The following is a 21,267-nucleotide window of genomic DNA, read 5'->3' as shown; positions in this document are numbered from 1 at the left end:
GTCGATTCAGGCGCCCGGGCCACGCCTGCGGCGCGGCCCGGGTATTAAAGGGGTGTTGGGTGTGGGTGGCAGTCGCCACCCACACCCAACACCCCTTTAATAAACCCTATGCTGGCAATCACGAGATGCAAATCCACACCTCTAACCAGCTCTAGCTAGTTAACGAGCTGCAAGCGTACGCCTCTAATCAGTCTTTTTATAATGAAGCGCGAAAAATATGCCAGGCACATTTTTCGCGCTTCATTATAAAAAGAGGGTAGCAATACTATCGATAGTATTAACTAAGAGGAGGCACTGGTATCAACAACAGCCCAACTTTTACCCCCATCAGTGCTCTGGTAGAGTTGGGTGGTATCGGCTTTGGTGGTTGCAATAGCCCAACCATTGGTAGCAGAAACAAACTGCAGGTCTTCAATTTTGGCCACATCCCCTCCGAGCTGCGAGAGTCGGCTCCAGGTTTTGCCACTGTCATTGGTACTGTAGATATTACTCTCCTTAACATTACTACCAATGGCCCATCCCTGGGCAGCGCTGGTAAAACTGACGGTCGAGGTAATATTGGCATCAGGGGTGTTACCACTCCAGGTTTTGCCGCCATCATGGGTAGTGTAAATAACCACTCCCTGGCTGTTGTCAACTAGCTGCGCTGGCAAGATGCCATCGTTTTGATTGAAGAAGACTGGTGCAAAAGTACGGACAGGTCGCTCGTTTGGCAAAGTTAACTTCTGGGCAGTCCAGGTATAGCCAGCATCATTACTTGCATAGAAAACCGGGACTTTCTCATCAGGCGCATATCCTGTCACCCAACCCTGAGTCGTAGATTTAAAACCTATGCCAGTTTTTTCATTGTTAGCTGGCAGGGCACTGAGGCTGGCATTACTCGATTGGCCTGCGTTATCTATTTGATACCAGTTGTTTCCACCATCCGTGGTCGAGAAAACAGCCACTGGCTCGTTGTTGGCTTTGGCGCTGGCGGTTTTAAGCAGCAACCAACCATTCAGCGGATCAATAAAATTGATATTAACTACACCCTGGCCTGAAACTGGCAATGGAGACTCTAGCCAGAAATCACCGCCCGTGTAGGTGCGCCAGATTGATACTTTGTCATTAACCTGGGCTGTAATCCAGGCGTTCTGGGCGTCCAGAAAGGTTGCCGTGCTAAAGGTTGGTTGTGGAGCACCGGCCGTTGGGGTAATATCACGCCACTTTGCGGTTCCCTGGGTAGTGTGCAGTACACGCCCATCATGGGTAATAGCCCAGCCATTTTTTTGATCAAGCATATGAATAGTCTGCAAGGAGACAGCCTGACTGGGACCCGGCGTCGGTGTCGGCAGTGGAACCAGGGATGTGTTATTTGTATTCCCATTATCTGAAGAGCCGCAACCGGCCAGAGCAAGTAGTATACAAATGATAAACAGCCCAAAGGAGAACCGGGACCAGAGGATACGACCATTCCTGGCTCGCCATGGCTTACGATCACGTGAAGTGTGCATATGTTAATTCCTCTAGCTATAAAATATCATGTGTGGCTAATAGTAACTTCTCAGTATTGTATGTGCCATTCAATATAATTACAATGCTTCAGGAATGATATATAACAAACTAAAGCTGACTGAGATAAAGGCGATTAAAGCAAAGATGGCAAACATCCATTCAGGTATGCTTGCCATCTGTATTACAACTTATTGAGGATCTACTCAAGCAATCGTTTCTTCTTCTTCGGTTAGTGCAGGAGCTCCAAACTGTTCATTATAGAGGCGGGCATAGAGTCCACCCTCTTCCAGGAGTTCCTGGTGAGTGCCGCGCTCGACGATTTCTCCTCTGTCTACGACCAGGATGATGTCGGCCGAAAGGATGGTGGAGAGGCGGTGAGCTATGGCCAGTGTGGTGCGCCCCTTCATTAAAGGCTCCAGCGCGGCCTGGATCAAGCGCTCGGAATGGGTATCCAATGCGCTGGTGGCCTCGTCGAGGATCAGGATGCGTGGATTCTTCAGAATGACACGGGCAATGGCGATACGCTGTTTTTCGCCGCCTGACAGTCTATAGCCGCGCTCACCTACGATAGTATCATAGCCATCGGTCAGTTCCATGATGCGATCATGAATGGCGGCGGCCCTGGTGGCTGCGATCATCTCTTCATCGGTAGCATCTGCGCGCGCATAGAGCAAGTTCTCACGCACCGTTGAATGTAATAGATAGGTCTCCTGGGTCACGACACCGACCAATTCGCCAAGTGAAGATAGCGAGACATCTTTCACATTATGACCATCGATCTCTACCGCCCCGTCATCCACATCATAGAGTCTAGGCACCATATAGGTCATCGTCGTCTTACCTGCGCCGCTGGGTCCAACCAGTGCCGCCAGCTGGCCCGGCTTAATCTCAAAGGAGATATCTCTTAAGGTCTGGCGCGGCTCGTCTACTAGCTGCCTGCCTACTCCATTGGTAGCCTCTCCTAACGCTTCCAGTTTCATCGCTTCATAATCTGGCGCAACGGCTGTAGCAGAACGGCGGAAAGGATTCATGCCAGACCATTTGCCATTGCCATTTTTGGCTTCGGGCAAGGGCTTCAATACATCTGGTATATCGCGCTTGTAGGTAAATGAAACATTTTTAAAGGTTACGCGACCTTGCGATTTTTCGGAGGAGAGGCGGAGTGCATTAGATTTATCTTTAATCTCAATGGGGATATCAAGATATTCAAATATCCGATCAAAAAAAGCCAGCGCACCCTGTACCTCAACTTGCAGCGACATCAGTTGTCCGATGGGAAAGAAGATCCGGCTCTGCAAGGTGGTAAAAGCTACGATTTTACCAAATGTCATAAAGGGATCTTCATGCGAAATGATCTGCCAGCCGGCAACCAGGTAAACGACGGCGGGAATAATTGAGAAGAAGATGTTGATGGCCATAAAGAACCAGCGCCCAATCATCTGCTGGCGCACTTCCAGGTTGGTTAACTTCTGATTTTCTTTCTCGAACATCTCCTGGGCGTATTGCTGACGCCCAAAGGTCTTCATCAGTAGAATGCCGCTGACTGAGAGGGTCTCTTGCATCATGGCGGTCAGTGAGGCCATCGTTTGCTGCGTCTCTTTGCTGGTCGTGCGGCGGATATTGCCGACTTTAGTGGTGATCCAGAGAAAAAGTGGCAGGAGCCCCAATGAGATCAAGGTGAGCAGTGGACTGATCACCAGCATGGCGATAATCGTGCTTACCACGATAGAGATATTAGAAACTATGCTGGTCGCTGTATTTGTGACCACCGATTGTACACCATTGACGTCATTTGAGAGCCGCGATTGAATTTCACCTGTGCGCGTGGCGGTAAAGAAACGCAACGACATACTCTGCAGGTGCCGGTAGAGTCGATTGCGGAAGTCACGCATCACATTCTGGCCAATCATATTATTGAGATAAGATTGCCAGACCCCAATCATTCCAGTGATAATAGGGGTGATAATCATAATGCTCACGTAAATGACCAGCAAACGGAAGTTATTTTTGGCGATAGCATCGTCGAAAATGCGCTGAATTAAGAGTGGATTGACCAGGCCTAAGACGGTGGTTAATAGGATCGCGATCAATACCATTATGACTTGAAATTTATACGGCTGGAAGGCTTCTATAACGCGCCTGACTGTGCGTGCATCCGTTTTGCGCCCCCGCAGTTTCTGTTCCTCTAAATAAGAGGACATCCCACCACCCATACGATGAAATCCCATACCTGTTCTTCTCCCCAAACATAGATACTTATTGCTACATGATATGTCATCGATATAATATCGATATATCTATAATATATCGGTGAACACGAGTTTGTCAAGGCCCGCACCGCTAAACATCTCAACCTCTCAGGCAGCACTCATCCAAATGAGAGGCATGTTTTTATAGCGTGGTGCCGGGCTCAATACTAATTATTCTCTGGCTTATACAAAGTATAGAAGATTTTTTCCATGAGTGCACTGTCCAACAAGACGGTTTTTAACCCTGTTCATTCTAACAGTATCCACTCAATCGTATGGGTGCGGCTGCCTGGGAAGCATGATCGTTCATAAAAAATGATCTATTCAAATAACTGAGGTAGGGGCACAATTTTGGCTTCTGTGCATGGTTGGTAAAGGAAATAACACTATCTCCAATCGCCATAATAAAAAAGGCTCATCCCCAGGGACCTGCCTGAGTGTGCTACAAACACCAACCTGAACCAGATTTCCTAGTGTACACAACCTTAACCGAGCAAACACCCAATCTTAACCAGGGTAATGATATACTTGTTTACGTAATTATATGCAGATGTTTCTAGTAGCGCATGGGCCGGACTAGAGGAGGAAGTTCCGGTTGACGAGGAGGGGGCCGTTCGGAATTGTCAGCGGGGAGCCCCCAGGGTCGATCACAACCCTGAAAAGAGAACACACAACGCCTGCCGGTAACGACCAGGACAAACCGTTCTCAGTGATGTAGTAGAACAACATAGTTTTATTACTACAATGTAGAAAGGTACCCAACTCCATGTGCGGTATCATAGGATACGTCGGCTCAAAAGAGACCGATGTCACTTCCATATTGCTTGATGGCCTCTCCAAACTCGAATATCGCGGCTATGACTCCGCTGGTATCGCGGTTTTAAGTTCCACTGGTAAGATTGATCTCCATCGTCAGGCCGGCAAAATTGCTAATCTCGTTGCGACCGTTGATAATGGTTCCCGCCCCGGCGATAGCACGCTCGGTATTGGACATACACGCTGGGCAACCCATGGACGGCCAAACGATACTAACGCCCATCCCCATCCCGATTGCACTGGCAGCTTGACTGTTGTGCACAATGGCATTATTGAGAATTATGCCGAGCTGCGTCGTGAGCTACAACAAGATGGTCATATCTTCAAGTCCGAGACGGATAGCGAGGTCCTGGCCCACTTGATTGAGCGCGAATACTTTGGTGCAGCCGATCATGATTTAACCCTGGCTGTACGTAGCGCGCTGCAACATGTAACAGGCTCATATTCCATTGGTGTGGTTAGCCGCGAACATCCTGATCTGCTGGTCGGTGCCCGTTGCGCCGGACCATTGATCGTTGGACTGGGCGAAAATGAGCAGTTCCTGGCCTCCGACATTCCAGCCATCCTGAAACACACGCGCCGTATCCTGATCCTCGAAGAGGGTGAAGTAGTTGAGTTGCGTCCTGAGGGTGTTAAATTGACAACCTTGTATGGCACGCCAATTGAGCGCGAACCCATGACCATTGATTGGGATATCCAGGCGGCTGAAAAAGGTGGCTATCCACATTTTGTGATCAAGGAGATCAATGAGCAGCCTGATGCCCTGCGCCGCGCCCTGACTGGCCGCAGCCGTGATGGCCAGCTGCACCTGCCGGAACTTGAACGGATGGAACATGCGGGCCTGCTCAATAATATTCAGCGCATCCTTGTTGTAGCCTGTGGCACCTCCTACCACGCCGGTATGATCGCCAAGTACGCCATCGAGAAATGGGCACGTATCCCGGTTGAGACCATTACGGCCGCCGAGTTCCGCTACTGCGATCCTATTGTCGGACCCGAGACCCTCTGTATCGCTGTCACCCAGTCTGGTGAGACCGCCGATACGCTGGTCGGTATCCGCCAGGCCCGCGAACATGGTGCCCCGGTAATTGCCGTCACCAACATCGTCTCCAGCGCCATTACCCGCCTGGCCGACGCGGTCCTCTACTTGCAGGCAGGCCCTGAGATCGGTGTGGTCGCGACCAAGACCTTTGTTAGCTCGGTGGCGGTCCTCTACATGCTCGGCCTCTACCTGGGTCAGGCCCGTGGTCGCATCCAGGACGAGCAGATGCGTGAATTCCTGGCGGCCCTTGAGCAACTACCCGGACAGATCCAGCATATTCTCGATCAAGCCAATAGCGAAAGCGACATCATCGAACCACTTGCCAAACGCATGGCGGCCGTCAAAAGCATCATGTTTATTGGCCGTGGTGTTGGCTATCCCACTGCCCTGGAAGGCGCCTTAAAGCTCAAAGAGATCTCATACATCCATGCCGAAGGCTTCCCGGCCGGCGAACTCAAACACGGCTCGATCGCCCTGCTTGACAATGAAACGCCCCTGATCGGTATCGCCACCGCCTCGCATGTCTATGAGAAAGTGGTCAGCAACATCCAGGAGGTGCGCGCGCGCGACGCCTACATCATCGTCGTCGCCACCGAAGGAGACGAAAACATTCGCCAGCACGCCGACGACATCATGTATGTCCCGGCCACGCTCGAAGTCTTCAGTCCCCTGCTGGCCTCGGTACCGTTGCAGCTCTTCGCCTACCACGTCGCGGTCGCCCGTGGCTGTAACGTCGATCAGCCCCGCAACCTGGCCAAATCCGTGACCGTAGAATAAACCACAAGTCCATGGGCGCACATATGTAGAATTCTAATAAAGTGTTCCCATGTCCCATGAAAAGGGAGACACATAAAACACAATAGTAGTGTTTTATGTGTCTCCCTTTTTTACGTTTGAAGAAGGCTGCTATTTTGGAGTGAGTCCCCCATGGAGATATCTCAGTCGTCGATAGCCTGGTAGGCCAGAGTCCAGAAATTGATGTTGGGTGGGTTGGGGGAAGTCAGAAAGCATGGGGTCATGAGGATGGTGACCATCTCCTCTTTGGGGTCAGAATACCAGGAGGTGCCCATGCCGCCATCCCAGCCGTAGCGACCAGGTACCGATGCGATGTCATCGCGCCTGGTGAACATGGAGACGCCGAAGCCCCAGCCGTGGTTGTCAAAGAAGCCAGGAAACAGACTGGATACCGCTTTCTGCTCAGGCGTCAACTGGTCGGTTGTCATGGTCTCGATCGTGAGCCTCGATAGGATGCGCTCAATACCATGTTTGCCCTGCGCAAGCATCATCTGACCAAAGGCCAGATAGTCGTCAATGGTCGAAACCAATCCCCCAGCACCCGATGGAAAAGCAGGGGGCTGGCTCCATTGGCTGTCCGCAGCCTGGTCATAAACGACAAGCTCCCCACTCTCCGCATCGGGCCAGTAACTGGTCGCCAACCGATCAAGCGAGGCCTCTGGCACGCTAAACCTTGTATCCTTCATACCTAACGGCTCGAAGAGGCGTTTGCGCAAAAATTTCTCAAGCGGTTGACCCGAGACGCGTGCAACCAGCACACCCAGCACGTCCGCCCCTGTGTTGTACATCCACTGCTCACCTGGCTGATGCATGAGCGGGAGTTCGCCCAGGCGGCGCATCCACTCATCCGGCTCAGGCATCGTCGCTGGACTCGGCGGTCCCATGCCAATCTGCCGTTCGTTCGCAGCCTCCAGAATCGGACAGGTGTCTGGCGGTGACATTATCTGCCCGAATCCCATGCGAAAGGTGAGCAGGTCACGCACCGTGATTGATCGATGCGCAGGTACGGTATCATCCAGAGGTGCATCTAAGCGCTTCAACACCTTGCGCTCAGCCAGTTCGGGTAACCACCGCTCTACTGCTTCGTCCAGCCGCAGCTGGCATTCCTCTATCAGGATCATCGTTGCCGCGGCCATGATTGGCTTGGTCATGGAAGAAATGCGGAAGATGGTGTCGCGTTTCATGGGGACAGAATCATCGATCGACTTCTTGCCAATCACATCGACATGCACCTCACCCCGCCGACTGACGAGCGTGATCAGACCAGGTACTTCGCCACGCTCGATATAGCCGGACATGTAGTCGTGCATGCGAACGAGTCGCGCCCTGGATAATCCTGCTGTGTTGTCCATTACTTTTTCCTCCATCCTTTCACCTCAAGAGACGTCTGTTGCATGAGTATGGATATAACCGTGCCGTCAACAGCTACACTTGTCAATAAAGAAAGCGTAGCATGCCGATGACTTATGTTCTTCTTCAATCTTGCTTTTTCAGCTGTGGCTGGTCACGTTCACCCTGCATGCGTTGGAAATAAGCATTGATATGTTTCCTAGCCTCTTCGCGATAGGCTTTATTTCATTTGTTTATTTTTGGTGCGAACGCGCTCGTAGAATTCTTCCATGGTACGAATGAATGAGGTGTTTTTGTGCCAGAATGCAGGATAAGTCTCCTTGCTTTTTGATCATGAGCGCAGGGATTACTTTTAAATAACGCCCCAATCGTACTCACTAGACGTTGCTATGGAATTTTTTCGTACAGCATAGCATATCGACTCCATTATTGTCGAATAGCAAGCAAATTGATGTACTTCAGCGTTATTCTTGCGCTATTGCGTAATAATCCAGCCTGTGCGATAGAAGTATTCTTAATCATCCTCTATTCGCTTTTAGAGGGCCCGTTCCAGTGCCTGACGATCCCAGTGGGCGAGATTAGCGGCGGCGTCATAAGTGCTCTGGAGGAAATCCAGCAGCGCTTGCTCGGGATTGCTCTCCTGTCGCATGTCGTCGTAGAGGTAGAAGGTTTCGGCCATCTCGGGATTGTGAAAAGCTTTGGCTGGTCGAATGGGTACATTGTCGAGTCCAGCCGGTTCCGGGCCGCATAGGCATAAAATGCAGCTTTAGGCGAGCTGGCGATACCAGGCCAGAAACCACAACTGATGACCTCGTGTGAGTAGGCTTCACGGGTAATGCTATCCGCCCCTTTTCTTTCGGGAGCTTTCCTACCGGAGAAACGGGTGACGGCCAGATCAAAACTCCCCCAGAAGAAATGGACCGGACTACATTTGCCAATGAAGCGGCCACGAAATTCTTTAAAGATGGTATCGATCTGACATAATATGTGCCAGAAGCGTTCTACATACACTGCATCATAAGCATCATGGCTGAGATCCTGATTAAAGGGGATAGCATTCGGAATCTCACAGGGATGTAGATTGATAGTGACCTGGATACCCAGAGCATGCAGGGCAGCCATGAATTCCTGATAGAAATTGGCGACAGAACGTGGATATAATGGCAGTGTCTTGTTGCTGCCTTCGCTGGTGACGATCGACAGGTTGTGATCAATAAAATCAAAGGTAATCTCAAAATCGCCATGCTGATAGGGAATCGGTGATGTCGTCAAGCCGCGCGCACAGATATAGAGCGGTACATGCCACCAATGATTAACGGGCGGGCTTAATTGCAGGCGTACTTTCCCAACAATCTGGGTCCATAAATGCAGGGTCTCGCAGGTATCTTTCCAATCTTCAAATGGTAGGGCTGGCCATTTCTCAATGGTCGCATTCACAGGATTATTATTCTGCATAATTCCTCATTTCCTCCCAATCACAACAAACACAAGCTTTACTAGAATTATTCAGATACTGGTGTCCTAGCACGCATTAATCCTATCATATTTTTTGCTGCGACTTCTATACTCCATCCTCTACAATAAGAATAGAGCTTTTATCTCTACCTTATACTGTATACTTATTGGGCAGGGTTTCGTATTGTATGTAATATGTTCCTACCCATAATCGTTGCAAGGAGGCTTTGTCCATGTCCCTGCAATCTAATAACTTTACCATTGGCGTTGAGGAAGAGTATCAGATTATCGATCCCCATACACGTGAGTTAAGTCAGACAGCCCATCTGATTTTACCGAAGGCGCAGGCTATTTTAGGGGTTGAAACGGTTCAACATGAGATGATTTTATCTCAGATTGAGATCGCGACCCCTATTTGCCATTCATTGACGGAGGTACAGCATGAGTTGATGCGCTTGCGTGGTGGGATAATCACTGCTGCCAACAATGTAGGGCAGCAGATTGGTGCCGCGGGAACTCACCCTTTTTCGCAGTGGAATGAGCAGCAGGTGACCCCAAAAGAGCGCTATCGCACACTGATTGAGACATATCAGCAGTTGATTCGTGAACAGGTAATCTTTGGGTGTCACGTACATATCGGAGTAGAGGATCGGGAAATTGCAACCCAGATTCTCAATCATGCTCGTGCCTGGCTATCTCCGATTATTGCCCTGACCGCCAATTCACCATTCTGGTTGGGGGCCGATACCGGCTATCAGGATTACCGCACCGGCCTCTGGTGGACCGTGCCGCTGGCGGGTCCCCCTCCTTCTTTCGCCTCTTATGATGCGTATCGCGGGACCATCAAAGATTTAATTGAGACGGAGAGCATCGATGACGCGACCAAAATTTATTGGGACTTACGTCTTTCGGAGCGCTTCCCTACCCTTGAGTTTCGTGTGATGGATGTCTGCATGACCATTGACGAAGCAGTGATGGTTACTGGCATGATCCGTGGCCTGGTCCATACCTGCTATGATCTGGTGCTGCGGAAAATACCTTTTCCAGATGTCACAACTGACCAGTTGCGAGCAATGCATTGGCGCGCGGCACGCTATGGTCTGAATGCTCGCTTGATTGATATACAAGCAAAACGCAGTGTGCCTGCCCGACAATGCATTGAGCAGTTTCTGGCTTTTATACAGCCAGCCTTGGAGGCTGAGGGCGAATGGCACAGCGTCTCGACCAGTGCCTACCGGATATTGAGCGAGGGCAATGGCGCTCATCGCCAGTACGACATTTATCGCCGCACCGGCGATTTTCGTACGCTGGTGGATTATATCGTAGCCCAAACCAGTAGCTTTTAAAGCTGGCGCTCTTACCACTACCAATCTCCCGTCCACCTGAACAAAGAGCTACCAGCCAGAACCTGCCCTGCATTGCTCCGCTGGCAACGTCGGCACGGAGCATTTCTTATTTCTGAGCTATACCTCCCTCCCCTCTTTCTTACTCCAGCAAAAGACGAGAGCGGTATGTTGCTTATTTGCTTGCGGCTGACTGTGCTTCGCTGGCCGTTTCTTTGGTGTAGAGGAAGCAGTTGGTCCAATGACCGTTGCCCAGGTCGGTGCGCTGGGGAAATTGCTGCTTACAGATAGGCATGGCGTGCGGACAGCGTGGATGGAAGCGACATCCCTGGGGTGGGTTGATCAGGCTGGGAATTTCACCACGCGCCGCTACATCGGTCACGCCTTTACTTGTGATGCGATCAGGATCAGGAGCGGCAGACAGCAATAGCTGGGTATAGGGATGCTTAGGAGCCTGGATGATCTCTTCGCTGGGACCACCTTCAACCATCTGGCCGGCATACATTACCAGCGTATTCTCGGCGAAATAGCGGGCACTGGCAATATCGTGGGTGATAAACAAGAGGGCCAGGCGCTCTTCGTCTTTGAGTCGTAGCAACAGGTTGAGTATATCCAGCCGAATCGAGACGTCGAGCATGGATACTGGCTCATCGGCCAGCAGGACCTCTGGCTGGACCGCCAGGGCGCGGGCGATAGCGATACGCTGTCTTTGTCCACCACTCAATTGGTGTGGGAACTTCTGGATAAACTGTTCGGCCGGGCTCAAACTGACACGGCGCAGCAGGGCCAGTACCTGTTCGGTAACCTCTTCTTCGCTCCGCGCATGCCCAAACAGTTTAACCGGCCGGCTCAAGTGATAGCGTACATCGTGAATCGGGTTGAGCGAGCCGAAGGGGTCCTGGAAGATCAGCTGCACATGGCGCCGGTACTCGCGTAGGGCCGCGCTACCGCCTTTGAGGCTGATGGGAGCACCACGAAAACGAATGGTACCCGAAGTTGGATCATAGAGGCGCGCCAGCATACGAGCGACCGTAGTTTTGCCGCTACCACTCTCACCCACCAGGGCCGTGGCCTGTCCCGGATAGAGCGCAAAGGAGGCATCCTCAACCGCATGTACCACGCTGCGCGCCTTGAAGGGATTGCCACCATTGAGCGGAAATTCTTTGCGCAAGTGTTCAGCCTCCAACACGGGTCGGCTGTTATCCTCAAAATTGGGCAGTGAACGATGAGACGGATTCAAAGAATTCATTCGAGGCTCCCTTCCAGGCTGAGTTCGGCTAGCTTATCATAGCCACGTGCCAGGTCCGCCGTAGCAGGCATATGCCCGCTATAGGCTGGATCATACAGATGACAGGCAGCCAGTTGCTCGGGATCATCACTCGCAACGATACGCAGCGGTGGTGTGATCTCGCGGCACGCATCAAAGACAAAAGGGCAGCGCTCCTGAAAGGGACAGCCCTGTGGCAACATACGCAGGTCAGGTGGCGAACCCGGAATACCCGCCATAACCTTGCGTGGTCCATGCAAGGTCGGGAAAGAATTGAGCAGGCCATAACTATAGGGATGGCGTGGGTGCTGGTAGATATCTACACTTTGAGCCTTTTCAATCATAGTACCGGCATACATGATGGCGATCTTATCCGCCAGTTCGATCAGCAGGGAGAGATCATGGGTGATAAAAATCATGGCGGTCGAGATCTCTTTGCACAATCCACTGATCAACTGCAGAATTTCACGCTGCACCACCACATCCAGGGCCGTCGTTGGCTCATCCATGATGATCAGCTCTGGTTGCAGGGCCAGCGCGATCGCGATCACGGCACGCTGACGCATCCCACCACTCAATTCGTGAGGATAACTCCTCAAACGATCGGGGGAGATGCCAACCATTTCAAACAGCTCAGCCGCACGTCGCTTGCGTGAATCGACCTTCATATCTGGCCGATGCGTGGAGAGTACATCCATAATCTGATCACCCACACGCATGACCGGGTTCAAGGCATTCATAGCGCTCTGGAAGACAATCGAGAGCTCGTTCCAGCGAAAGGCGCGTAGCTCCCTCGGACTCAATTTTAAGATATCGATCGCGCCCTGCTCATTGGCCTGTTGCCCACGCCGGGGCAGCCGGGATATCACCACATCGCGCTTGGCCGGATAATAAAGAACCTCACCGCCGGTAATATAGGCAGGCGGGCGCAACAGGCGCGCAATGGCATAGGCCAGGGTTGATTTGCCACAACCGCTCTCGCCAGCCAGGCCCATTATTTCTCCCCGTTTGAGATCAAAACTGACCTTGCGAGCAGCATGCACCGCGCCGTTGGCCGCCAGGTAGTCAACGCTCAGCTCTTTGACTTCGAGCAACGTTGCGCTTTCTATAGCTGTTCCCATTATGCCACCACCTTTTTCTCTTTAACCAGCTTCGGCGTCTTTTCTTTACGCAGGCGCGGATCAGCAATTTCATCGATACCGAAGTTGATCAGAGATAAGCCTGCGCCCAGGACCGCGATACAGAGGCCCGGCGGGATAAACCACCACCAGAGTCCCGAGATCAGGGCATTGGCTTTCTGCGCCCAGTAGAACATGCCGCCCCAGCTGATACCATTGGGATCGCCCAATCCCAGAAATTCAAGTGAGGCCGAGGCCAGAATAACGTACAGGGTGGTGCTAACAAAGTTGGCGGCCACAATCGAGATCTCATTGGGGAAAATCTCGAAGAAAATGATGCGCCAGGTGGTCTCACCATTGGCACGCGCGGCAGTAACAAACTCACGGCTACGCATCGAGAGGGTTTGCGATCTCAGTACGCGCGCTCCCCACGACCAGCTGGTAAAGACAATCACCAGCGCGACGGTAGCGGGTCCGCGGGGAAAATACGATGCCAGGACGATCGCCAATGGTAACGCCGGTAACACCAGAAACACATTGGTGAGCAAGGATAGAATATCATCGATGAAGCCACCAAAGTAGCCGCTGACCAATCCAACGGTAATAGATAATAAGGTCACAGCGATACCCGTCGCAAAGCCCCAGAAAATAGAGGAACGCGTTCCGACGACCAGCTGGCTAAAGATATCCTGTCCGACCGCTGTGGTGCCCAGCCAGTGGGCCGCCGATGGCGCGGCCTGCGCATCATCAGATAACCGATTAGGATCGGTATGGATGAAAAAGGGTCCAAAGGTAGCCAGCAAAATAAAGAAGAGAACGATCACCGAACCAAGGGCGACCTTCTTATTTTTTGTCAGCTGGTACCAGACATTCTGCAATCCATTTCCCAGTCGCTCATACCAGGGGCGGCGCAGAGCTTTGAGCGTCGCGGCATCTGGCAATGGTGGCTGCCGCTTCCGCTTAAGACCATTGGCAGCCGATCCGCTGAATTGGGATGATGATGTACCCATTTAAGCGCTCCTCTCCTGACGTACACGTGGATCTAGCGCCACATAGACCAGATCAGCAATAAAATTAGCCCCCAGCACAGCCAGCGCGATAATCAAAAAGATGCCTTGCAATAGCGGATAATCTTGTCCCTGTACCGCCTGTAAGAGGGAGAAACCGATGCCAGGGTAAGAAAAGACGATCTCAGTCAATAGCTGGCCACCTACGATGGAGCCAATCGCCAGGGCAAACCCGGTTACATTGGGGAGGATGGCGTTACGCGCAGCATAGAGAAACATCACGCGCCCTCTGGCCAATCCTTTGGCATTGGCCATCAGGACATAATCTTCTGAGAGGGTGGTGATCATTGAGTTGCGCATAACCAGCATCCAACCGGCGATTGATGACAGCACGATCGTCAGGGCAGGCAGGATGGCATGATAGATGGCGCTGATGATAAAATCAGGGCTCCAGCCAATATCCAATGTGGTATCGTAGCCATCGGCGAAGGGGAACCAGTTGAGGGTGAAACCAAAGAAATAAAGGATAATCAGGGCCAACCAGAAATACGGAATGGCCGACAGAAAGGTCATCGCTGGCGAGAGTACGGTGTCTAATATAGAGCCACGCTTCCAGGCCATCACAATACCAAACAGACAACCGAGGAGGAAGCTGATCATGACAGCGACCGCGCCCAGGATAATGGTCCAGACGATGTTCTGGGCAATGATTGAAGTTACCGGGATTGGATATTGGACATAAGAAATACCAAAATCACCGTGTAACATATTGTTCAAATACTTGAAATATTGTATCCAGATTGAATCGGTGGTATTGACCCCAAAGGCTGCCTCAAGCGCTTTCTCAGCGGCCGGACTGATAGGACCGCGCCTCTCCAATCGCGTGAGCATCGCTTGTGCTGGATTTCCAGGAGCCAGGCGCGGGATAAAAAAATTGAGGGTGATCGATATCCAGATCGCCACCAGATAGAAGAAAATGCGACGAAACAAATGGCGCATTCTAGTACTCCTTTGACACGTAACGCGTTTGTTTCAACAATGAGTGCAACTTCATCAGCGTTGCTCGCATCGCACAGAAATATCTGGGAACTTTGCCTACCCTCATTGTTGATCAGGGGAAACGATAGCTAATTATTTCTTCGCCTCCCCTGCTCAATTAATGCGCCCTCCCTGTTGTTGACAAGAGGAAGGACGCAAACACGGTGTTTTAAGCGACTGGTTTTAAGTTAAGCACAACCATCAGGTTGTCAGGGGTTGAGTAAGCTGCACCAACGGCATAGGGATTATCCTGGTTGGGCCAGCCAGTGAAATGCTTGGTGCTGTACTCATACCAGGAAGCTGCATTCACCAGGGGAATGTTCGGCAGTTTGTCTGCGTAGATTTTTTCCAGTCCCATGATCGCCTGCTTCTGTTTAGCAGGATCGACAGTGCTGGAGTAGGCCTGCAGCAGTTTATCGGTCGCGCTGTCATTCCATTTACCCCAGTTGAAACCTTTAGGTGACAGATTAACACTGTTCAGATGGGTGTCGTACAGGTAGAACGGGGTAGGACCACCAAAGAGACCACCAATCAGGGCATCGAAGTTGCCATTGTTACGGGCATCGAAGTAGGCGGTATCCTGGATATCATCAACCGAGGCATCAATACCGGCATCTTTCAGGTTCTGTTTGATCACTGAAGCCATGGTCTCCCAGTCGGTCCAGCCATTAACCACCTTAATGCTGAAGCTCAGCTTCTTACCAGCTTTGGCATAGATACCGTCAGAACCCTTGGTATAACCTGCAGCCTGCAGATATTGATCAGCTTTAGAAATGTCAGCCGCGGACTGTACATTCTGGTAATTGGGGTCCAGGTAATCTTTCGCATTCGGCAAGATCAATCCAGTCGTGCTGGCGGGAGCGACATAGCCACTTTCAGCCTGCTTGGAGAGCTGGGAGCGGTCAATGGCGGCACTGATAGCCTGGCGCACATTAACATCATTGAATGGAGCTTTGGTCAGATTAACGTACAGGGTGAAGATATCAGTAGGAGCCATCCAATAATGGTTGTGGGCGGTATCTTTCTGCACATAGGTCTTGTCCAGGTCAGGAGCAAAGAAGCTGCCCCAGTCAATCTCGCCTTTCATCAGTTTCAGCTGCAAGGTCTGATTGTCTTTCACCGCTGGATATTGCAGTTCGTCGATCTGGATCTTATCGGCCTGCCAGTAGGTTGGATTCTTGGTGTAGGTCAATAATTGGGGCGAGAACCTGGCAAACTTGAAGGGACCAGTCCCCACGGGGTTGCTGTTATCGAACTTGGTCGGGTCAACGTTCTGGAAAATATGCTGTGGAACGATAAATGTCTGTCCGCCAATATACCATAACAATGGAGGGTTGGGGGTTTTGAAGTTCAGCACAACAGTATTGGCATCCGGAGCCGAGACGCTGCTCAAATAGGTCCACAGGCCTTTGGAATCGGCGGTTGGGTATTGTTTGAGCATGTTGAAGGTGAAGGCTACGTCCGCAGCGCTGAATGGCTTGCCATCAGACCACTTAACGTTATCACGGGTGGTGAAGGTCAATTGCTTCTGATCGGCGCTCCATTTGTAATCAGTGGCCAGCAGTTTGGTCACGGAGCCATCATTGCGGTTAAAGAAGAGCAGGGTTTCATAGACCATACCCTGAATACCTTCGTTGACCAGGGTAGGATTGTATGGGCTCAAAGCTTTGGTGAAGTCACCACCAACATGTGCGCCAATAGTCAAAATATGCTTCGTACTCGTCGAACCTGTGCTACCACTGCCATTTCCACAGGCGGCCAGGACGAGAGCCAGGATAATCAGGAATGAAAATAAAGCCATCCCGGCCTTGCTTTTCTTCCCAGCGATCGATGAGACTAAAGTTGGAGCCACGCTAAACCTCCTAAAGGTTAAAAGAACAGCGCGTCAAAGAATGATAAAACCATGTACTTCAGACAAATAATGAGAGAGATACTTTACGTTCTTCTCGCTGCTAGTCTGAATTATCGCCATTGACTATACAAATCCACTAGTCGTCTAGACTACTAGACCATGGGTGTGGCAAATAAAGCCACTCCAACAAACAATTCCTGTACCATCGGTCTGATTATGCAGTATATGCCAGATACAACTTTCGTTTATCGCGTTCCATCTGCATACATCCAACACTACCACTATAGCCAAAAGCTTATATGCGTTCTTTGTCTCCCCGGCATGAAACAATCTGGATGAAAAGCATACAAAAAATATACATTCAGGCTAAGAGAAATACTAGTGGTGTGTCTATGAAAAACATTACACTGAATTAACGACATTGTCAAGTCATCTAGACCACTAGACCAAAAATTCATCGGAATCAGTAATTCCGATGAATTTTTGGTCTAGTGGTCTATGAAAGATATTTAAAATACGTTCCACTGTAACTAAATTTCTCAAGCCAGGAGGAGATTTTATAGACTTGTCGAATTTCATGTAAGAGGTCCAGCAACGGGGTACTGATAGAATTCGTGACGGAGCCGATCCAGAATATCTAGAGGATTGCGCAAGAGGCTTTTTAAGCGAAAAAAGAGGCTACCACGGACCAGTTCATAGCGCTGATTAATCCTGAGTTGATCAGGCAATTGTTCAGGGTCGGCCCAGGCTCCGGTCCCGCCCGGGTTAATTTTGTAGGCTGCCTGCCCGATATAAAGTTGTACATGGCTCCCTTTAACCTCGTTGACCCACCAGCGTACCAGCGTTTCATAATCGGCCACCGTAAAGCCAATATTCCAATAAAGCTGGGGCGCAATATAATCGAGCCAGTTATGCTTGATCCAGGTCCGCGTGTCCGCATAGAGGCTATCATAATCCGTCACCGTCGCCCGGGTAGATGATCCAGTAGGATCGACTGCTCGATTTCGCCACACGCCAAAGGGGCTGATACCCAGAGCCACAGTTGGCTTTACCTGCTTGATCTGTCGCGACAGTTGCTGGATAAACTGGTTGATATTGTCGCGCCTCCAGTCAGCCTTGCGAGCAAACAGGTGAGCTCCATAGTGCAGATAAATGCTTTGATCGGGGAAATCCTGCTGACCCACTGGATAGGGATAGAAGTAATCATCCAGGTGCACTGCGTCAACAGCGTAGTTGTGTACAACCTCAACAATGCTGTTGATGATAAAATCGCGCACGTCCGGTAAGCCAGGATTATAATAAAGCTGGCCCCCATAAGTGACAAGCCAATCGGGATGCTGGCGGGCGGGGTTATTGGCAGCTAGCTTGAGCACATTCTCCTGGTTACTGACCCGAAAGGGATTGAACCAGGCATGGAAGGCCAGCCGGCGTTGGTGGGCCTGCGCGATCATAAAGGCCAGGGGATCATAACCAGGGTCCTGGCCCTGCGTGCCGGTGAGGTACTGCGACCATGGCGCATAATGGGAAGGATAGAAAGCATCGGCCAGCGGCCTCACCTGAACCACAACTGTATTTAAATGCAGCCCCTGTATCTGATCCAGTAAAGCCGTAAACTCCTGTTGTTGGATGGCGGCTGGCAAGCCCGGGCGTGAGGGCCAATCCAGATTAGCCACCGTCGCCAGCCAGACCCCACGCATCTCTGGTCGCCTGGCTGATGTTTTCGCAGGCATGACCAGCAGGGCTGGCCTTTGGACTACGATGGGTAACATAGGCAGTACAGCCAATGGTCCATGCAGTAATATAAAACCCACTACAATGCCTGCTAAAATACAGATCTGCGCCCGGATTAACTTTTTCTTCCACCACATAGCCCCTCCAACCTCCGCTCTTAATACCACATTACAATAAGTTGTCCTTATCCTATACTAGCCACTAAAGCAAAAAAAACGAGCTACCAGGTTGGAAACAAATTATATGCACTGGTAGCCCGTCTATTAGTTATATCGGTATATTTTACTGGATATTTAAACGTTGGCGCCAGGCATCGGTAGCATAGCTAATCTGACCCCGACAGATAGTTGCCTGCAGCTGCAAGGAGCGATCATAGATAACCAGGTCGGCATCGTAGCCCACTTTGAGTAGACCTTTATGGTCCGCCACATGGGCTGAGCGGGCGGGATTAAACGATAGCATACTGGAAACCTCAGATAGCGAGACGTGGGTAATTTCTAGCATGTTGCGTAGAGCCTGGTCCATGGTCAACACACTACCGGTCAGGGTTCCATCAGAGAGACGGGCGGCTCCACAAATAACGCGCGCTTGCTGCCCCGCAAATTCGAAGGTCGCATCGGCGATGCCAGCTCCAGCCAGTGCATCGGTCACCACAATCGTACGCTGTGGTCCAAGCATGCGCACTAAAATATCCATCATTGCGGGATGCACATGCACGCCATCACTGATCAGCTCACCCAATACTTGCTCGGCTTGCACGATCGCGGCCAGAGGGCCTGGATTGCGGTGTTCAAGCTGGCGCATCGCGTTGAAACAATGTGTGGCATGGGTAATACCTAGCTGGATTGCTTCGCGCGCCTGGTCATAGTCACTATCGGTATGGCCAATGCTAACGGTCACGCCAGCCTCTACCAACTGTCGAATCATGTTATGTGCCCCTGGCAATTCTGGCGCCAGCGTAATCAGTTGTAGGTGCCCATGTGTAACTTCTAAAATATGTTCAGTCTCTTTTTCGTCAGGAATACGCAACCAGATCGGTGATGGGCACCACGCTTTTTAACACTGATATAAGGGCCTTCCAGGAAAATACCTACCGGCTCAGCGCCAGGCTCACACAAATGTTGCCTGGCCTGCTCAATCGCGGCTACAGCCGTCTGCAATTGTTCTTCAGGCAAGGCATTTGGCGTCCCAACTACAGTTACCAGAAAAGAGGTTACACCAGTCGCTGGAATCCAATGTCGATATGAGTCAATCTCTTCCACATCGGTCGTGTGTAGATTGAATCCACCACCACCATGCGTATGTACCTCAATAAACCCTGGCAGAATGATACTATCTGTGGCATCGACGATCTGCGTCTCCTGGCTATCACTTTGTTCTATGGCCTGGATCTGCGCACCGTCAACAACGACATTTCCTCGCTCAACATCCATTGTTGCATCTACAAGGTGAGCACCATGTAATGTAAACCGCATTGAGTTTCCCTCTTTTCACAGACTTTCTCTTCACGCGCACACTTTACTCAGCATGCAAAAACATGTAAGCCTCCAGTGGTCTATACAATATGCCAATTATACCACTTCTCTCTTCTTATTCTACCCTGCTCTAGCAGAAAATTCATTACTAAAATCTTTATTTCGTCTATTTTATCATTGCAAAAGAGCGCACCGAAACGTGATGCCAAAAAATTGATTTTTTAAAGTTGCGTCTCAAACCTTGACGTTTGCGAGAATATCTGTGATTATCTAAGATAGAGATGTGGTATAGACGATATACCAATTATACCAGCATGTCTTTGCTCATGGGAGCATCTACGGTCGCCTATGCCTGGCGCATAGGGACAAAATAGCTATTCGTTGCCACGGTACTGCCGTTTTGTGCGTATCTGTTACGATAGAACAGTATGTCGAAACAGAAGCACCAAAGGATTGGAAACAATACATGAGCACAGTTTTTCGCAAAGGCCCTCTACCTCGCTATTACCAGTTGAAAGAGATTATGCGCGAGAAAATTCGCCTTGGAGAATGGAAACCAGGAGATCTAATTCCTTCTGAGCGTGAGCTAGGTGAGCAATATGGCATCAGTCGCATGACTGCTCGCCAGGCCATTACAGAGTTGGTGAACGAGGGTCTTTTTTACCGTGAACAGGGAAAAGGGACCTTTGTGAGCCGCCATAAGATTACCCAGCAGTTGATCCATCTGACCGGGTTTACGGAGGATATCCGCGCCCGTGGCCAGCGTCCAGGCACCAAGGTTCTGGCCGCTAAGATGTGTCCAGCTGATGAGACGACGGCTGAACGCTTGCGCATCAAACAGGGACAGCCCATCTTTTATCTACAACGCCTGCGCCTGGCCGATGGCGAACCGCTGGCGGTCGAGATCTCCCATTTGAGCTTTATGGGGTGCGAAAGGCTGCTAGAAGAAGATCTGGAACAGAATTCTCTTTATCGCTTGTTAGAGACGCGCTATGGATTGCCACTGGTAGAGGCGGAGCAAGAGATCGAGGCGGGTCTGTTTGATGAGTCCTCGGCCCAGTTGCTAAAGGTGCCCGTCAATAGTGCCGCACTCTTCACACGCCGTACCACCTACACCGAACGAGATACTCCCATTGAATATGCCCGGGCTATGTATTGTGGCAACAAATATACCTACTATACAAACCTGAAACGCGAACAGTTGATGCCTTAAGCAGCGACTGTTCCCGCGATCT

The 21,267-nt window shown here is 50.8% G+C and carries 14 protein-coding genes and 2 pseudogenes; 3 read left to right on the top strand and 13 right to left on the bottom strand.

Translation table 11 applies throughout. The annotated features are described in order from the left end of the window. Positions 1 to 281: 281 nt before the first annotated feature. Both EL645_RS14520 and EL645_RS14515 read right to left on the bottom strand, forming a co-directional pair. Positions 282 to 1,493 carry a WD40/YVTN/BNR-like repeat-containing protein gene (locus EL645_RS14520; protein WP_126551171.1) on the bottom strand — a complete coding sequence of 404 codons (1,212 nt, stop codon included), beginning with the start codon at positions 1,491 to 1,493 and terminating at the stop codon, positions 282 to 284. 204 nt (positions 1,494 to 1,697) lie between these two features. After that, positions 1,698 to 3,722, bottom strand: coding sequence for an ABC transporter ATP-binding protein (locus tag EL645_RS14515; protein WP_126551169.1), 2,025 nt, complete (start codon positions 3,720 to 3,722; stop codon positions 1,698 to 1,700). Between the two features lie 787 nt (positions 3,723 to 4,509). Between EL645_RS14515 and glmS the strand changes: the two genes are divergently transcribed. Continuing rightward, positions 4,510 to 6,378, top strand: coding sequence for a glutamine--fructose-6-phosphate transaminase (isomerizing) (gene glmS, locus EL645_RS14510; RefSeq protein ID WP_126551167.1), 1,869 nt, complete (start codon positions 4,510 to 4,512; stop codon positions 6,376 to 6,378). Positions 6,379 to 6,539: 161 nt separating this feature from the next. Here the strand turns inward: glmS and EL645_RS14505 are convergent, their stop codons facing one another. The 3 genes and pseudogenes from EL645_RS14505 to EL645_RS14500 all read right to left on the bottom strand — a co-directional run bounded on the left by EL645_RS14505 (position 6,540) and on the right by EL645_RS14500 (position 9,201). After that, entirely contained in the window at positions 6,540 to 7,748 is a 1,209-nt protein-coding gene (locus tag EL645_RS14505; RefSeq protein ID WP_218031846.1) for a serine hydrolase domain-containing protein, read from the bottom strand. 218 nt (positions 7,749 to 7,966) lie between these two features. Next, a pseudogene (locus EL645_RS46230) lies at positions 7,967 to 8,093 on the bottom strand (SWIM zinc finger family protein); the annotation flags it as partial. Positions 8,094 to 8,281: 188 nt separating this feature from the next. Then, positions 8,282 to 9,201, bottom strand: a pseudogene (locus EL645_RS14500) (DUF5996 family protein). A 233-nt stretch (positions 9,202 to 9,434) separates the two neighbouring features. Between EL645_RS14500 and EL645_RS14495 the strand changes: the two are divergent. Next, the gene (locus EL645_RS14495) at positions 9,435 to 10,547 is read left to right on the top strand and encodes a carboxylate-amine ligase (RefSeq protein WP_126551163.1); all 1,113 of its coding nucleotides are present in this window, start codon (positions 9,435 to 9,437) and stop codon (positions 10,545 to 10,547) included. Between the two features lie 172 nt (positions 10,548 to 10,719). Here EL645_RS14495 and EL645_RS14490 read toward each other — a convergent pair whose 3' ends face one another. The 8 genes from EL645_RS14490 to EL645_RS40940 all read right to left on the bottom strand — a co-directional run bounded on the left by EL645_RS14490 (position 10,720) and on the right by EL645_RS40940 (position 20,032). After that, positions 10,720 to 11,793 (bottom strand): ABC transporter ATP-binding protein, encoded by a 1,074-nt coding sequence (locus EL645_RS14490; RefSeq protein ID WP_126551161.1) that lies wholly within the window; start codon positions 11,791 to 11,793, stop codon positions 10,720 to 10,722. Then, positions 11,790 to 12,932 (bottom strand): ABC transporter ATP-binding protein, encoded by a 1,143-nt coding sequence (locus EL645_RS14485; protein WP_126551159.1) that lies wholly within the window; start codon positions 12,930 to 12,932, stop codon positions 11,790 to 11,792. The genes EL645_RS14490 and EL645_RS14485 overlap by 4 nt, the downstream gene beginning before the upstream one ends. Continuing rightward, on the bottom strand, positions 12,932 to 13,939 hold the full coding sequence (locus tag EL645_RS14480; RefSeq protein ID WP_126551157.1) for an ABC transporter permease: 1,008 nt from the start codon (positions 13,937 to 13,939) through the stop codon (positions 12,932 to 12,934). Before EL645_RS14480 ends, EL645_RS14485 begins: the two co-directional genes overlap by 1 nt. Then, the gene (locus tag EL645_RS14475) at positions 13,940 to 14,935 is read right to left on the bottom strand and encodes an ABC transporter permease (protein WP_126551156.1); all 996 of its coding nucleotides are present in this window, start codon (positions 14,933 to 14,935) and stop codon (positions 13,940 to 13,942) included. A 208-nt stretch (positions 14,936 to 15,143) separates the two neighbouring features. Further along, entirely contained in the window at positions 15,144 to 16,826 is a 1,683-nt protein-coding gene (locus EL645_RS14470) for an ABC transporter substrate-binding protein (RefSeq protein WP_246035365.1), read from the bottom strand. Between the two features lie 575 nt (positions 16,827 to 17,401). Continuing rightward, entirely contained in the window at positions 17,402 to 18,694 is a 1,293-nt protein-coding gene (locus EL645_RS14465; protein WP_218031844.1) for a glycoside hydrolase family 10-like protein, read from the bottom strand. Positions 18,695 to 18,839: 145 nt separating this feature from the next. Beyond that, positions 18,840 to 19,484, bottom strand: coding sequence for an N-acetylglucosamine-6-phosphate deacetylase (locus EL645_RS40945; RefSeq protein WP_218031843.1), 645 nt, complete (start codon positions 19,482 to 19,484; stop codon positions 18,840 to 18,842). Between the two features lie 62 nt (positions 19,485 to 19,546). Further along, positions 19,547 to 20,032, bottom strand: a complete 486-nt coding sequence (locus EL645_RS40940; protein ID WP_218031842.1) for an amidohydrolase family protein — start codon at positions 20,030 to 20,032, stop codon at positions 19,547 to 19,549. A gap of 466 nt (positions 20,033 to 20,498) precedes the next feature. Here EL645_RS40940 and EL645_RS14455 point away from each other — a divergent pair, with 466 nt between their 5' ends. After that, a complete protein-coding gene (locus EL645_RS14455; protein ID WP_126551154.1) occupies positions 20,499 to 21,245 on the top strand; it encodes a GntR family transcriptional regulator in 747 nt (248 codons plus the stop codon). The last annotated feature ends 22 nt before the right edge of the window (positions 21,246 to 21,267 follow it).

Origin of the sequence: Dictyobacter kobayashii, from assembly GCF_003967555.1 — a bacterium.
Taxonomy (GTDB): domain Bacteria; phylum Chloroflexota; class Ktedonobacteria; order Ktedonobacterales; family Ktedonobacteraceae; genus Dictyobacter; species Dictyobacter kobayashii.
This window is presented reverse-complemented; position numbering and strand designations above follow the sequence as displayed.

Bases quoted from the DNA above. Each gene is read 5' to 3' on its own strand.
- EL645_RS14520 (WP_126551171.1), bottom strand. From the start codon at position 1,493: ATGCACACTTCACGTGATCGTAAGCCATGGCGAGCCAGGAATGGTCGT.
- EL645_RS14515 (WP_126551169.1), bottom strand. From the start codon at position 3,722: ATGGGATTTCATCGTATGGGTGGTGGGATGTCCTCTTATTTAGAGGAA.
- glmS (WP_126551167.1), top strand. From the start codon at position 4,510: ATGTGCGGTATCATAGGATACGTCGGCTCAAAAGAGACCGATGTCACT.
- EL645_RS14505 (WP_218031846.1), bottom strand. From the start codon at position 7,748: ATGGACAACACAGCAGGATTATCCAGGGCGCGACTCGTTCGCATGCAC.
- EL645_RS14495 (WP_126551163.1), top strand. From the start codon at position 9,435: ATGTCCCTGCAATCTAATAACTTTACCATTGGCGTTGAGGAAGAGTAT.
- EL645_RS14490 (WP_126551161.1), bottom strand. From the start codon at position 11,793: ATGAATTCTTTGAATCCGTCTCATCGTTCACTGCCCAATTTTGAGGAT.
- EL645_RS14485 (WP_126551159.1), bottom strand. From the start codon at position 12,932: ATGGGAACAGCTATAGAAAGCGCAACGTTGCTCGAAGTCAAAGAGCTG.
- EL645_RS14480 (WP_126551157.1), bottom strand. From the start codon at position 13,939: ATGGGTACATCATCATCCCAATTCAGCGGATCGGCTGCCAATGGTCTT.
- EL645_RS14475 (WP_126551156.1), bottom strand. From the start codon at position 14,935: ATGCGCCATTTGTTTCGTCGCATTTTCTTCTATCTGGTGGCGATCTGG.
- EL645_RS14465 (WP_218031844.1), bottom strand. From the start codon at position 18,694: ATGTGGTGGAAGAAAAAGTTAATCCGGGCGCAGATCTGTATTTTAGCA.
- EL645_RS40945 (WP_218031843.1), bottom strand. From the start codon at position 19,484: ATGATTCGACAGTTGGTAGAGGCTGGCGTGACCGTTAGCATTGGCCAT.
- EL645_RS40940 (WP_218031842.1), bottom strand. From the start codon at position 20,032: ATGCGGTTTACATTACATGGTGCTCACCTTGTAGATGCAACAATGGAT.
- EL645_RS14455 (WP_126551154.1), top strand. From the start codon at position 20,499: ATGAGCACAGTTTTTCGCAAAGGCCCTCTACCTCGCTATTACCAGTTG.